Here is a 13,907-nt window from a genome sequence, read left to right as displayed (position 1 = left end):
AGGGTCAGATGCTGTGCTGCATGGAGTCTCACGACGGTCCCCTGACCCGGCTGCGGCGGGGGCACGAGAAGTTGGTGCTCGACCTGTTGCGCAAGCACGGTCGGCTGAGCCGGGGGGAATTGGGAAAGCTCAGCGGGCTGTCCCGCACGACTCTCTACGACATCGTCGGCGGGCTGCTGACCAGTGGCGCCGTGGTCGCCTCCGCTCCCGAGGCGGGGCCGCGCAAGCGTGGCCGGCCGGTGGAGACGCTGACTCTCAACCCCGAGGCCGGCCAGGCGATCGGGATCGACTTCGCCCGGCGCGCGGTGCACGTGGCCGCCGCCAACGTCGCGCACGAGATCGTCGGGTCCGCGAGCGAGTCGCACGCGGGGGATCTGTCCTGGGTGGAACGGACCGATCTCGCGCAGCGGCTGGCGCGCTCGCTGACCGGCGGAACGCTGGAGTTCGGTGCACTCAGCGCCATCGGCGTGGGCGTCGTCGGGCCGGTCGCCGACCCGGGCGGCGAGAGCGCGTACGCCCGCGGCGTCGACGGACTGCCGGAACTGCTGCACGAGCGCTTCGGGGTGCCGGTACTGGTGGACAACAACACGAGGCTCGCGGCGCTCGCCGAGTCGGTGTGGGGTGCGGCGGCGGGCGATGAGGACGTGCTCTATCTCCGGCTGTCGCACGGTGTCGGCGGCGGCCTCGTAGTGGGTGGTGCGCTGCACCGCGGGGCGTACGGGCTGTCGGGCGAGTTCGGGCACATCACGGTCGAGGGGGCCGGGATGCGCTGTGAATGCGGTGGGGTCGGCTGCCTGGAGACCGTGGCCTCGGTGGGCGCCGTGCTCGACTCCTACCGTGCCGCGGGCGGGTCGGCCGAGGACGTCTCCGCGTTGATGGCTGCGCTCGGCTCCGGCGACGAAGCGGTGCGGAACGTGCTGCGTGCCGCGGGCTCCCAGGTCGGCAAAGTGCTCGCGGCGGTGTGCAATGCGGTCGGGCCCGGCGTGATCGTGATCGGCGGTGAACTGGCCGCGGCCGGTGCCGCGTTGACCGGGCCGGTCGAGGAGGCGCTGAGCACGCACGTCCTGCCGCTCTCGCGGCACCGGCTCGAACTGCGCCAGGCGACGCTCGGCGAGGTCGGGGGCGCCCTCGGCGGCATCGGGCTGGTCCTGCGCGAATCTTCCCTGCTCTCCCGTTACCCGGCGCAACCGGATCCCGAGGAGGACCGATGAAGCAGATGAGGCACCCATGGCCGTGATCACCACACCTGGGAGGAAGCCCGCGCCGGCAGCCGAGCGGCGCGCCCCGAGGCGAGCCGGACGGCCGCTCGTTCTCAACCTGGTCGCGCTCGCGCTCGGGTTGAGCGTGTGGGCGCTGGCGTCCCTCGGGGTGGAGAACCTTCCCGGGCCGGTCAGCGTGGCGGAGCGCGGCGCCGACATGATCGCCGACGGTTCGCTCCTCGATGACACGCTGGCCAGTCTGCGCCGGGTCTTCACGGGCTTCGCGCTGGGCACCGTGGTGGCCGTTCCGATCGGCTTCCTCATGGGCTGGTATCCGCTGGCCCGTGGACTGATCGAACCCTTCGTCCAGTTCTTCCGTACGATCCCGCCGCTGGCTCTCATTCCGCTGGCGATCGTGCTGATGGGCATCGGGGAGACACCGAAGGTCTTCGTGATCTTTCTGGCGGCGTTCATGTCCTGCGTGGTGGCGGCCTTCCAGGGCGTCGTCGACGTGGACAAGACGCTGATCAACGCAGCGCGGGTGCTCGGCGCGTCCGACCGGACCATCTTCGTCAAGATCGTCGTCCCGGCGTCCACTCCGTTCATCCTGGTCGGGATGCGGATCGGGCTCGGCGCGTCCTGGGCGACGCTGGTGGCGGCCGAACTGGTCGGCGCGCAGGAGGGGTTGGGCTTCCGCATGCAGAAGGCCTCGACCTGGTACGAGATTCCCACGATCTTCGTGGCGCTGATCACCATCGGCGTGCTCGGCCTGGCCATGGACCGGCTGCTGCTGCTCGCCGAACGACGGCTCACCGGTTGGCAGGAGCGCCGATGACTATCAAGATCTCCTTTCAGGACGTGGTCAAGACCTTCCCGATGAAGACCTCCCCGATGAAGGACACCGGCTTCGTCGCGCTCGACCATGTGTCGCTGGACATCGCCGACCGGGAGTTCGTCACGGTCGTCGGCCCGTCCGGCTGCGGCAAGAGCACGCTGATGAGCATGGCGGCCGGACTGGTCGCGCCCACGGAGGGCCAGGTCCTCGTGGACGGTGCCCCGGTCACCGGACCGGGGCCGGACCGCGGCGTGATCTTCCAGCAGTACGCCCTGTTCCCCTGGCTGACGGTGCGTCACAACGTGGAGTTCGGCCTGAAGCTGGCCGCGCTGCCGGCCGCGGAGCGCAAGCGGCGCGCCGACCACGCCATCGACCTGGTCGGGCTCGCGGACTTCGCCGACGCGCTGCCCAAGACGCTGTCCGGCGGCATGAAGCAGCGGTGCGCGATCGCCCGCGCGTACGCGGTGAATCCGCAGGTGCTGCTGATGGACGAGCCGTTCGGAGCGCTCGACGCGCTGTCCCGCGTGCAGTTGCAGGACCAGCTCCTGGGCACCTGGCGGCAGGAGCAGCGCACGGTCCTGTTCATCACGCACGACGTCGACGAGGCGGTCTATCTGGCCAGCCGGGTGGTCGTGATGGCCGCCAGGCCCGGCCGCGTCCACCGAGTCCTGGAAGTCGGCCTCCCGTATCCGCGTACCGAGGAGATCCGGCTCTCGGCTGAGTTCCGGGAGATACGGAACGAGGTCTGGCACGCCGTCTATCACCAGCCCCAGGCCGCACCCGCCGCCTGACGAACCCCTATCCGCTGACTCCCTGCTTTTCGGTCACTCCCGAGAGGACTGCCCCGCCATGCGCAACAGCAGTATTCGGCGTGCCCTCGCGGCCGCCTCCACCGTGTCCGTACTGGCACTCTCCGTGAGTGCGTGCGCCGAGGACACCGCCAACGACTCGACGGTCGACTTCGGTTACATCGGCGACTACAACGGCGTGAGCCTGCTGGCCATAGCCAAGAAGCGCGGCCTGTGGAAGGAGGCGGGCCTCACCGCGAGGGTCAAGGCGTTCAACGACGGGCCGGTCCAGGTCCAGGCACTCGGCGCCGGCGACCTCGACTTCGGCTACATCGGCCCCGGTGCCATGTGGCTGCCCGCCTCCGGCAAGGCCAAGGTCGTCTCGGTCAACACGCTCGCGTACGCGGACCGGGTCATCGCCCAGCCCGGCATCGGCTCGATGAAGGAACTAAAGGGGAAGAAGGTCGGCGTCCCCGAGGGCACATCCGGCGACATGGCGCTCAACCTCGCGCTGGAGAAGGCGGGGATGACCACCAAGGACGTGCAGAAGGTGCCGATGGCTCCGGGCTCGATCGTCTCCGCGTTCTCCTCCGGGCAGATCGACGGAGCGGGCATCTGGTACCCGCTGATCGACAACATCAAGAACAAGGTGCCCGACCTCGAAGAGGTCGCCAGCACCCGGGAGATGGACAGCACCTTCCCCACCGCCTTCGTCGCGGGCAACAAGGTGAAGCCCGAACTCACCAGCAAGGTGATCAAGGTGCTCCAGAAGGCCAACGACTGGCGGGCGGAGCATCCCCAGGAGGCCATCAGCGAGTCCGCCAAAATGCTCAAGCTCGACGAGAGCAAGGTGAAGGCCGACGCCGCGAACGTGGAGACCCTGACGACCGCCGACCTCGTCGCCAAGACCAAGAACGGCACCGTCGACGCGTGGCTGAACAACCTGGGCCGCTTCTTCGTACGCGCCGGTCAGCTCAAGAACGCGCCGAAGCCCTCCAGTTACTACACCGGCGACCTCTACACGAAGGCTTACGCGAAGTGAACCTGCTGTTCCTGATGACCGATCAGCACCGCGTCGACACCCTGGGCTGTTACGGCAACCCGCACGTCGACACCCCCCACCTCGACGGGCTTGCCGCGACCGGCACGCGCTTCGACCGGTCCTACACGCCCACCGCCATCTGCACGCCAGCCCGGGCCAGCCTGCTCACCGGGCAGGCGCCGTTCCGCCACCGGCTGCTGGCCAACTACGAACGCAACGTGGGCTATCTGGAGGACCTGCGCGAGGACGCGTTCACCTTCGCGGGCGCGCTGCGGGAGCGGGGTTACCAGCTCGGCCTGATCGGCAAGTGGCACGGGGGCACGCACCGTAACGCCGCCTCGTACGGATTCGACGGGCCGGACCTGCCCGGCTGGCACAACCCCGTCGACCATCCCGACTACCTGGCCTACCTGGCGGAACGGGGCCTGCCGCCGTACCGGATATCCGACCACGTGCGCGGCACCACACCCAACGGCAACCCGGGCAACCTGCTCGCCGCACGGCTGCACCAGCCGGTCGAGGCGACCTTCGAGTACTACCTCGCCACCCGCACCATCGAACAGCTCGACCAATATGCCGCCGACGGCCGCCCGTTCTTCCTGGCCACCCACTTCTTCGGGCCCCACCTGCCCTACCTGCTCCCCGACGCGTACTTCGACCGCTACGACCCGGACCTCGTGGAGCTGCCGGAGTCGATCGCCGAGACCTTCGAGGGCAAGCCGCCGGTGCAGCGCAACTACAGCGAGCACTGGACGTTCGACACCATGCCGATCGAGGTCACCCGCAAACTGATCGCCGTCTACTGGGGCTACGTCACGCTGATCGACGAGCAGATCGGCCGCGTCCTGACCCGGCTCGGTGAACTCGGCCTGAGCGAGGACACCTCGGTCTTCTTCACCGCCGACCACGGCGAGTTCACCGGCGCCCACCGGCTGCACGACAAGGGCCCGGCCATGTACGAGGACATCTACCGCATCCCCGGCATCGTCCGCATTCCCGGGGCCGCACCGCAGGTCAGGAACGAACTCGTCACGCTCACCGACTGCACGGCGACCATCCTGGACCTGGCCGGCTGCGATCCGGAGCCGGCCGTGGACAGCCGCAGCCTCGTACCACTGGTGCGCGGTGAACACCCGGACTGGGCCGCCGACTTGGTCGCCGAGTTCCACGGCCACCACTTCCCCTACCCGCAGCGGATGCTCCGCGACGAGCGCTACAAGCTCGTCGTCAACCCGGAGTCGGTCAACGAGCTCTACGACCTCGTCCAGGACCCCAGCGAGCTCCACAACCGGTATCCGCACCCCGAGTTCGCGCCCGTACGCCGCCGCATGCTGCGCCGGCTCTACGACCTCCTCCGCGAACGCGGCGACAACTTCTACCACTGGATGACACCGATGTACGACATCGGCGCCTCCGACCACGACCCCAGCCTCAGCTCCTTCGAGCTGGAGGGCACCGACTGACTCACCCCGCACGGTCCTGATGGAGCGAGACCGAGGAGTCGCCATGCGTCAGCCGTCCCCAGTGAGAGCCGGGTATCCCCTGTCCCTCTCCCTTCTCCGTATGGCGGCCCCGGTGCTGCTGCTCGTCGCCGCGTTGCTGCTGCCCCACGGTGCGGCAGCCGAAGTGCTGCCCGCCGCCGGTGAGCCGGCGCGGGGCGAGCGGAGCAGGACGTACGAGCACAGCGGGACAAGGTACGAGCACAGCGGGACGTACACGAACCCGGTGACCGAAGGCGTGGTCGACACCTTCCCCGACCCGGTGACCATCCGCGGGAAGGACGGGCTCTGGTACGCGTACGGCACCCAGAACCCGGTGTTCCAGAGCAAGGGCGAGAAGGGCGAACGGATCCTGCCGGTCCTGCGGTCGGCCGACATGGTGCACTGGGAGTACGCGGGGGACGTCTTCACGCCGGCGAACCAGCCGGACTGGCACGGCGGTTCGCGCCTCTGGGCCCCCGACGTCCGCTATCTCGACGGCCGTTACCACCTCTACTACTCGGTGCCGGGCCGTAACACCGTCGGGGTCGCGACCGCGCCCACTCCCACGGGCCCGTGGACCGACAAGGGCCCGGTCATGAAGTCGTCGAGCGGCTGCCCGACGGGCAACATCGACCAGGCGCAGTTCACCGACAAGGGCGGCCAGTCGTACATGTACTGGGGGAGTTACGACGTCCTGTGTGCGGCGAGGATGAACGCGGACAGCACGCGCATCGAAGGCGAGGTCACCCAGGTCGCCCAGGGACGCCGGATGGAAGGCGCGTACGTCGTCCGGCGCGGCGAGCACTACTACCTCTTCTACTCCGACGCCGGCTGCTGCCAGGGGGCCTACAGCGGCTACCAGGTCAAGGTGGGCCGTGCGACCAGCCCCACCGGCCCGTTCAAGGACGACGAGGGCGTCGGCCTGATGGCCGCCACCAGCAAGGGCGGCCGCGTGGTCGGCGCGAACGGCAACCGCTGGATCGGCCCGGGACACAACGCGCTCCAGACCGACCTGGCGGGACAGGACTGGCTCGTCTACCACGGAATCCCCGCTGACGACCCGGACCTCGATCCCACTCCCGACATCAACCGGAAGCAGCTGTCCAAACGCCCGATGATGATCGACCGGCTGGACTGGATCGACGGCTGGCCCGTCGTACGGGCAGGAGCCGGGGCCTCCGAGGGGCGGCAGCCCGCACCGGTGACGTCCTGGGACGCGGGCAGCACGTTCAACGACGGCTCCCTGTCGGGCTGGCACGCCGAAGGCGCCGGCAGGGACGGCTGGTCGCTCGCCGACGACGAGGATGCAGGCCGGCACGTGATCCACACCGGCGCCGGCACGGACCCGGACCCGGACCCGGACCCGGACCCGGCGTATCTCCTCGCGGGCAAGAAGGCACCCGCCGGTCTGCGCGCGGAGGCGGACCTCAAGGTGGCCTCTTCCGACGCCGCTGCCGGGCTGGTCTTCGGCTACCGGAACCGGGACAACCACGTCACCGCATGGCTGGACCGGAGCCGCAACGCCCTGGTCACCGAAGTCATGGTGGGCGGTGCGAGCCGCGGCGAGCAGGTGACCGCACTGCCGTCCGGATTCCGGTGGGACACCTGGCACAACATCACGGCCGAGGTGCGCGGCACCCGTATGACCGTCGAGGTCAGCGAGGACCGCCTGCGCGACGCCGTGGCCACTCAGCACCGGCGCCTGCCCAAGGGGGCGGCACGGCCCGGCGAGCTCGGCACCGCCGCACGCGGCGCGGGCACCGCCGCGGACAACGTGGGCGGCGTCAAGCTCCACACACCGGAGACCGCCCGGGTCCCCGTAGCGGAGCCGGGCGCACAACTGACGGACTACAGCGACGAGTTCGACGGCGACACCGTGCCCGGTACGGCCCCGGGCTCGCCCTGGAAGTGGGTGCGCGGCCAGGCCTCCGGAACCGCCATGACCGGTGGTGCCCTGTCCTGGCCGACGCAGAACACCGGGCTGAACCTCGACACCAATACGGCATCGGTACTGACACGTGACGCGCCCGAGGGGGACTACACGGTGGAGACGAAGCTCGACTTCGCCCCGGGACGGGCCGACCAGAAGGCGGGCCTCGTGCTGTACGAGAACGACGACCGGTACTTCACCCTGACCCGGTCGGCACTGCCGTTGGAGCGGGGCGGCGGCGCTCTCGTGCGCAACAGCGAGTTCGCCAAGGAGGGCGAGCGTCCGACCACCACACCGCCGACCCCGGTCTTCTACGGCGAGACATTCGGCGGACCGACCGCGGACACCATGTGGCTGCGGCTCTCCCACCACGCCGACCGCGCCCGCCACGCGAACGAAGTACGCGCCTCGACCAGCCGGGACGGCGAGCACTGGGTCGACTCCGGTGTCTGGACCCTGCCGGCGAAGCAGGATCTCAAGATCGGCCTGGTCTCCCTCAACTCGGCTGGAGCAGTCGCCCAGTTCGACTACCTGCGTACGTACCGCAGGTGACGGCTGCCCGCCCGCCTGCCCGCACGCTGCAGAAAGGAAGACCAGTCGCATGTCTGCGCCCTCGCCGCGGCACCTGTCCCTGCCCGAGGAGTTCGTCCTGCTCTCACATCTCGCCAACGGCAAGGTGCACGGTTCCGTCCGGGCGGTGATCGGATGCGCGGCGGCCGAGCTCGGCGAACTCGCCCTGCGCCGCAAGCTGCTGGTTCATTCCCGGAAATCGAGGGTGCTCGGCTTCGACGCCTATCGCATGCACGGCGTCCAGATCGAGCTGCTCGACGCCGGACCCACCGGTCTCGTGTGGGCCGACCAGTTGCTCGCCGAGCTGCAGCAGCACTGTTCCGCTTCCAAGAGCGGGCGCGCCCGCCTCCACCGGTGGTTCCGGCACCGTCAGCAGGCGTTCCCGCTCCACCGGGACGCGCTCGCCGAGCGCGGCATCCTGCTCCCCCAGCCCGGCGGGCCCACCGGTGTCTTCCGCGCGAGGCAACGCCACTACCCCCACCATGTGGTGCGCGACGCGCTCATCGCGGAGGTCCGTGCCGCCGGCAACGAGCAGATCCGCATCGACGAACACATGCTGTTCCTGAGCGACCTTGTGGAGACCGTCGGGCTGGGCAGGGAACTGGGTGCCCGAATGAGCGTGCGCCGGAAGCTGGACCGCAGTCGTGGTGCCGGTGCGGTGGAGTTCCTCCCCGAAGACCTGCGCGACACCAGCTCGGCGCTCGTCGCTGTGGTGCCGACGCATGACAACGACCGGCGGTACGGCCGCCTCCGGGTCTGACGGACCGCTTCGGCGTGAAGGGCGTCCTTCGGCATGAAGGGCGTCCGGCCGGCCGGACGTTCGCCGTACTCCCTACTCCCTACCCCCTACTCCCTACCCCCTACTCCCGTTCCGTCAGTTCTTCTGCAGCGCACGGAACTGGCTGATCCACACGTGGTTCCGGCCGGGCAGACCGTCCTTGCCGTCCTCCACGGTGTACGGGCAGAACAGGCTGTTGAGCAGCCACGGCTGTTTCTCCGCGGTGAACTCCGTAGTCATGTCCTCGTCCTGGACCACCCCGTAGGTGGCCACCGCGAGCTTTCCGGTGCTGCGGAACTTCTCGACCTGGTCCTGGAGATAGGTGTTCTCGCTCTTGAACCAGGGGGTCATGGAGAGGAAATCGTTCCACTTCTGCTGCGTGAAACGCTCATCGATGGCTCCCTTGAGCACCTCCCACACCTGTTTCCCCTTCTCCTCCTCGTACGCGGCTGCGAAGTCGTCGGAGACCGGGTCGGTCTGGTGGTCCAGCCAGAGGTTGACCAGGGAGAACTCGGTGGCCAGGAACTTCTGACCGGGGCGCATACGACGGAGTACGAAGGCGAGGTAGTCCTGGCCGTCCCCCGGGTCCGCCAAGTGCGGATGGATGTCCACTCCCTCGATCTCCGAGGTGTCCTTCACGAAGCGCATCCAGCGCTTCTTGGCACGCGTGTGCTTCCTCTCGTCACCGAGGTGGTTGAGCGCCCCCATGTAGAGCTCGGTCCTGTCCGCGGAGTTCTTGTCCCGATAGGCGATGACGTGTTGAGCGAGCTTCTCGTAGAAGACGTTGAGGCGGCGATTGCGGTCCTCGCGCCGGCTTTCGATGAACGGTTCGTTGCCGATCACCAAGATGTCGACCTTGTCCATGACGACCGGCAGCACCTTTTCCAGGCGCTCGAACGCGGTCGTCCAGGCATCGCTTCCCGGGGTCGGGACGGGATTCTTCTTGTACTCGAACTTCAGCGACAGGACCGTGCCGTAGCCAAGTGCACCGGCCGTCAGAAGCGTTCCGATCTGCGAGCTTCGGGCGATCTCTTGCTCAGAGGCGCCATCGGCATCGCGCATGGGGTAGAACCCCCGCAGCCAAGTGGCCCCGATGTCCTCCAGTTGCCCGAAACTCAACTTGCCCGGATCGCCGTTGAAGTTGGCCCCCAGGACGTCGACGGGGGGCGGTGCGTTCACGCGAGCCGCATCCTCGCCCGGCACGGGATCCTGACCCGGCCCTGCCTTCTGACTCGTTCCCGCACCCCGGCTCCGGCCGGCATCCTCACTCGCCCCGGGCACGTCGTCCTGGCACCCCGCGGCGCCCAAGGCGGCCAGCCCGGCCGCCCCGGTCACGCCGAGCATCCCCCGACGGGACAACCCGTCGTGGCGTGCGGCTCCCGTCGAGTTCCCGCCCAAGCTCTCCCCCATCACAACTCTCCTCTTCCTTCGCGCCAGAGCTCGTGGCGCTGTGAACTGCATCGTGCTCTTCATGGTCTGTGGCCGGACTGCCACTGGCAGCCGTCTTGCACGGCACCCCGCGGGCGCTCAACTCCCCCCGACCGGACACCAACTCTTCCTGTCTCGGCCTCAGTTGGGTCAGTGGACCGTTGTGAGACCGCGTGCCGCACAGCATGACTGCCGCCAATTTTTCCGTCAACGACCCGGAAAAATAACCACGGACGGCAGCCACCACCCCGGAGCAGGCGCAGACGCAGACGTAACCTCGGGGAAACACACTTGCAAGCAGGGCGCTTGCAATAGTTAGCAAGACGAGGCATGGTTGACCCATGGCTTCCCTGAACGTCGGCAATGTCGGCGAGTTCCTGCGCGAGCAGCGGCGTAACGCCAAGCTCTCGCTGCGGCAGCTCGCGGACGCCGCCGGGGTGTCCAACCCGTACCTGAGTCAGATCGAGCGCGGTCTGCGCAAGCCGAGCGCCGACATCCTGCAGCAGCTGGCCAAGGCTCTGCGGATCTCGGCCGAGACGCTGTACGTGCAGGCCGGGATCCTCGACGAGCGGGAGCGGGACGACCTGTTGCAGGTCCCGGCAGCGATCCTCGCCGATCCGTCGATCAACGAGGGTCAGAAGCAGGCACTGCTGCAGATCTACGAGTCCTTCCGCAAGGAGAACGCGGCGGCGCAGCAGGACGAGTCCGGCAACGCCGCCGGGCACGCCGGGCCGACCGTCGGCAGCAGCGGCGGGAGCGGCGGGAGCGGCAAGAAGAACACCGTGGCCTCCGAGACGGCCGAGCACGCCGGAAGCGCCGAGGACGCCAAGGGCCCCAGGCCCGCCAAGGGCACCAAGCGCGTCAAGGCCGCCAAGGCGGCCCCGGACGCCAAGGACGCCAAGGACGCCAAGGACGCCGAACAAGACGAAGCCGAGGCCACAGAGGCCGACGCCCGATAGCAGTCAGTCCACCAGGGAGAGACCTCTCATGCCCAGCACGAACGACATCCGCAACACCCTCACCGATCCCAAGCCGCTCTACTTCGCCGCCGGTGTGATCGACAAGATCCGCGAGGAGGCCCCGGAGCGCATCGCGGCCGTACGCGCGACCGACCCGAAGGAAGTCCAGGCGCGCTTCACCAAGCAGGCCAAGGAGACGCAGGCGAAGGTCAGCGAGACTCTGGGCAGCATCGACACCGACATCAAGAAGCTGCGCGAGCAGGCGCAGCACCTGGCCCTGCAGAGCGTGGGCGTCGCCGCCGAGTACGCGGTGAAGGCCCGTGAGGCGTACGACGAGCTGGCCGACCGCGGCCGTGGCGCCGTGAAGAACTGGCGCGGTGAGGACGCCGGCACCCCCGAGGTGACCGTCGAGCGTGAGCCGGTCAAGGTCGCCGAACCGCCGGCCGAGCCGCGGGGCGGCACCCAGACCGGCAAGGCCGGCACGAGCGGTGCCAGCGGTGCCAGCAGTGCGGCGGGCACGGCAGCCGGCGCGACGCAGACGGGCCAGGGGTCGGCCGGCTCGGCGTCGGAGTCCGCAGCCAAGAAGAGCACGGCCCGCAAGACCACCACGGCCAGGACGAGCACCGCGAAGTCGAACTCCGCGAAGTCCAACGGGGGCAAGAAGACGCCCCCGAAGTCCGGCTCCTGACCCACGACCGGCACTCGCCCCACCCGGCCGAGCCCCGGCCGGGTCCCTGCCCAGCCCCTGCCGAACCGTTCGCCGGGCCCGGATTCCCGGTCCGGCGAACGGGTACGGTTGGCTGACGAGCGGCACCACAGCAGGCCGCCGACGGGGCTGTGAGGCCCCGCAGCGATCACGGACTCACAGGGATGTGTACGACATGACGCAGGGACCCCTAGGGCTGGTGTTCTTCATCATCACCTTGGTCCTGCTTGCGATGGCGGTGTTCGCGTTCATCGACGGTGCGATGCGCCGGACGGACGCCTACCCCGCCGCCGGCAAGCAGACCAAGCCGTTCTGGCTGATCATTCTCGGCCTCACCGTCGCCGTGAACATCTACCCGATCGTCTTTCTGCAGATCGCGGGCGCGATCGCCACGATCGTCTACATCGTCGACGTACGTCCCGCCCTCAAGCAGATCATGGGCGGCGGTCCGCGATGGGGCGGCAGCAGCAGCGACGGCCCGTACGGACCGTTCAACGGCCGCTGAGCGCAAGCACACTCGAGCCAGGCCCGCCGAACCCGCAGCGCCCGCAGCCCCGAAGGCGGCAAGCGGGAAGGTGCGGGGCGGCTCCCGCCTCCCCCGTCACTTCCGGTCGAGCAGCAACACGGCCACGTCGTCGGTGAGTTCGCCGCCGTTCAACCGCCGCACGTCCTCCATCGTCGCGTCCAGCAGCCGCTCGCCGTCGATGCCCTGCGCCATCCGCCCGGTCACGATGTCGAGCATCCCGTCCTGGCCGAGGCGCTGCCGGCCCTCGCCGACATGCCCCTCGATCAGGCCGTCCGTGTACATCAACAGGCTCCAGGCGCGGCCCAGTTCGACCTGACGGCGCGGCCACCGTGCGTTCGGCACCACGCCGAGTGCCGGGCCGCTCGAGTCGTACGGGAGGAGCCGCGGCGCCGAGCCGCCCGCTCCGGCGACGAGCGGCGACGGGTGTCCGGCCAGGCAGACTCCGGCGCTGCGGCCGTCCGGAGCGATCTCGACCGTACAGAGTGTGGCGAAGATCTCATCGCTGGCCCGCTCGTTGTCGAGCACCCTCTGCAGCGTCCCGAGGAGTTCGTCGCCGCAGAGGCCGGCGAAGGTCAGCGCACGCCACGCGATGCGCAGTTCGACGCCGAGAGCGGCCTCGTCAGGGCCGTGCCCCGACACGTCGCCGATCATCGCGTGAACGGTGCCGTCGGCGGTACGGACGGTGTCGTAGAAGTCCCCGCCGAGCAGGGCGCGGGAGCGGCCGGGGCGGTAGCGGGCGGCGAAGTGGAGCTCGCTGCCCCCCAGCAGCGGCGTGGGGAGCAGCCCGCGCTCCAGCCGGGCGTTCTCCTGGGCACGCAGCCGGGACTCGGTGAGCTGCCGCTGGGCGAGGTCCGCGCGCTTGCGTTCCACGGCGTAACGGATGGCGCGGCTGAGCAGCCGCCCGTCGAGCTCGTCGCGGAAGAGATAGTCCTGGGCGCCGACTCGTACGGCCTCGGCTGCGCGCTCGGCGTCGGCTCCGTCCGTCAGCGCGATCACGGCGTGCCGGGGCGCCAGCCGCAGCACGTGGCGGAGGATCTCCAGCTCGCCGGTGGTGGCCGCGTCGCCTCCGGCGTCGGTCCCGGAGGCTGCGGCCTCCCCGGCGGCACCGGCGGACGCGCCGGGGCCAGCGGGCGCGCCAGAGCCGGCGGACGCACCGGACGCCACCCCCGTCTGTGCCGCGCCGGCGCCGGAAACGGCACCGGTCGCCGCACCGGACACGGCACCGGACACGGCACCGGTCAGTGCCAGGTCGAGCAGGATGCACTGCACGTCATCGGTCAGGAGCCGCTCGGCCTCGGTCAGATTCCGGGCCGTACGGACCTTGATGCGCTCGCCGGACGCACCGGAATGTGCGTCACCGGGCAGATATCCGCCCGCCGCGTCGAGCATCTCGGGCACGCTCCGGCCCCCGGCGAGGTTGTCCTCGATGACGAGCAGCGTCAGGCCGCTCTTCACGCTCCCCCCGGACCGCTCGTGCGATCCGTCGCTCTGCTGAGGCACCGACGCGCGGCGCCGCGCGGACACTGCGTCCTCGCGTGGCACGCCTACGGGCATATGTGCTTTCCTTCCCTCCCCCCGAGGGCGCGGTCGTGAGCCAGCCGGCACACCACCAGGCCCGGTGCGGCGGCGATGGTCCTGCGCGCCTGCACGACCGGGCTGTCCAGG

The 13,907-nt window shown here is 69.6% G+C and carries 12 protein-coding genes; 10 read left to right on the top strand and 2 right to left on the bottom strand.

The window, feature by feature from the left end:
• Positions 1–8: 8 nt before the first annotated feature.
• The 7 genes from ACSMXX_RS17440 (at position 9) to ACSMXX_RS17410 (ending at position 8,605) form a co-directional block, all read left to right on the top strand.
• Positions 9–1,211 (top strand): ROK family protein, encoded by a 1,203-nt coding sequence (locus tag ACSMXX_RS17440; protein ID WP_473184830.1) that lies wholly within the window; start codon positions 9–11, stop codon positions 1,209–1,211.
• Between the two features lie 16 nt (positions 1,212–1,227).
• Complete coding sequence (locus ACSMXX_RS17435; protein WP_473179618.1) at positions 1,228–2,034, top strand: ABC transporter permease; 807 nt, start codon at positions 1,228–1,230, stop codon at positions 2,032–2,034.
• On the top strand, positions 2,031–2,825 hold the full coding sequence (locus ACSMXX_RS17430; RefSeq protein ID WP_473179617.1) for an ABC transporter ATP-binding protein: 795 nt from the start codon (positions 2,031–2,033) through the stop codon (positions 2,823–2,825). The genes ACSMXX_RS17435 and ACSMXX_RS17430 overlap by 4 nt, the downstream gene beginning before the upstream one ends.
• A gap of 58 nt (positions 2,826–2,883) precedes the next feature.
• The gene (locus tag ACSMXX_RS17425; RefSeq protein ID WP_473179616.1) at positions 2,884–3,864 is read left to right on the top strand and encodes an aliphatic sulfonate ABC transporter substrate-binding protein; all 981 of its coding nucleotides are present in this window, start codon (positions 2,884–2,886) and stop codon (positions 3,862–3,864) included.
• Positions 3,861–5,327 carry a sulfatase family protein gene (locus ACSMXX_RS17420; protein ID WP_473179615.1) on the top strand — a complete coding sequence of 489 codons (1,467 nt, stop codon included), beginning with the start codon at positions 3,861–3,863 and terminating at the stop codon, positions 5,325–5,327. Before ACSMXX_RS17425 ends, ACSMXX_RS17420 begins: the two co-directional genes overlap by 4 nt.
• 100 nt (positions 5,328–5,427) lie before the next feature.
• On the top strand, positions 5,428–7,827 hold the full coding sequence (locus ACSMXX_RS17415) for a family 43 glycosylhydrolase (RefSeq protein ID WP_473184829.1): 2,400 nt from the start codon (positions 5,428–5,430) through the stop codon (positions 7,825–7,827).
• Between the two features lie 49 nt (positions 7,828–7,876).
• Positions 7,877–8,605, top strand: coding sequence for a GPP34 family phosphoprotein (locus ACSMXX_RS17410; protein WP_473179614.1), 729 nt, complete (start codon positions 7,877–7,879; stop codon positions 8,603–8,605).
• Between the two features lie 114 nt (positions 8,606–8,719).
• Here ACSMXX_RS17410 and ACSMXX_RS17405 read toward each other — a convergent pair whose 3' ends face one another.
• Complete coding sequence (locus ACSMXX_RS17405; protein WP_473179613.1) at positions 8,720–9,802, bottom strand: hypothetical protein; 1,083 nt, start codon at positions 9,800–9,802, stop codon at positions 8,720–8,722.
• A 590-nt stretch (positions 9,803–10,392) separates the two neighbouring features.
• Between ACSMXX_RS17405 and ACSMXX_RS17400 the strand changes: the two genes are divergently transcribed.
• The 3 genes from ACSMXX_RS17400 to ACSMXX_RS17390 all read left to right on the top strand — a co-directional run bounded on the left by ACSMXX_RS17400 (position 10,393) and on the right by ACSMXX_RS17390 (position 12,221).
• Positions 10,393–11,010: a helix-turn-helix domain-containing protein gene (locus tag ACSMXX_RS17400; RefSeq protein ID WP_473179612.1), complete on the top strand. Its 618-nt coding sequence runs from the start codon at positions 10,393–10,395 to the stop codon at positions 11,008–11,010.
• A 28-nt stretch (positions 11,011–11,038) separates the two neighbouring features.
• Positions 11,039–11,698, top strand: a complete 660-nt coding sequence (locus ACSMXX_RS17395) for a hypothetical protein (RefSeq protein WP_473179611.1) — start codon at positions 11,039–11,041, stop codon at positions 11,696–11,698.
• A gap of 193 nt (positions 11,699–11,891) precedes the next feature.
• Positions 11,892–12,221, top strand: a complete 330-nt coding sequence (locus tag ACSMXX_RS17390; RefSeq protein ID WP_473179610.1) for a DUF2516 family protein — start codon at positions 11,892–11,894, stop codon at positions 12,219–12,221.
• Between the two features lie 96 nt (positions 12,222–12,317).
• On the opposite strand, the gene ACSMXX_RS17385 is transcribed toward ACSMXX_RS17390, so the two are convergent.
• A complete protein-coding gene (locus tag ACSMXX_RS17385; RefSeq protein WP_473179609.1) occupies positions 12,318–13,796 on the bottom strand; it encodes a PP2C family protein-serine/threonine phosphatase in 1,479 nt (492 codons plus the stop codon).
• Positions 13,797–13,907: the final 111 nt, after the last annotated feature.

It is taken from the genome of Streptomyces sp. DSM 116795 (assembly GCF_055792905.1).
The sequence above is the reverse complement of the archived record's forward strand: the minus strand, read 5'-3'. Positions and strand labels throughout refer to the sequence as shown.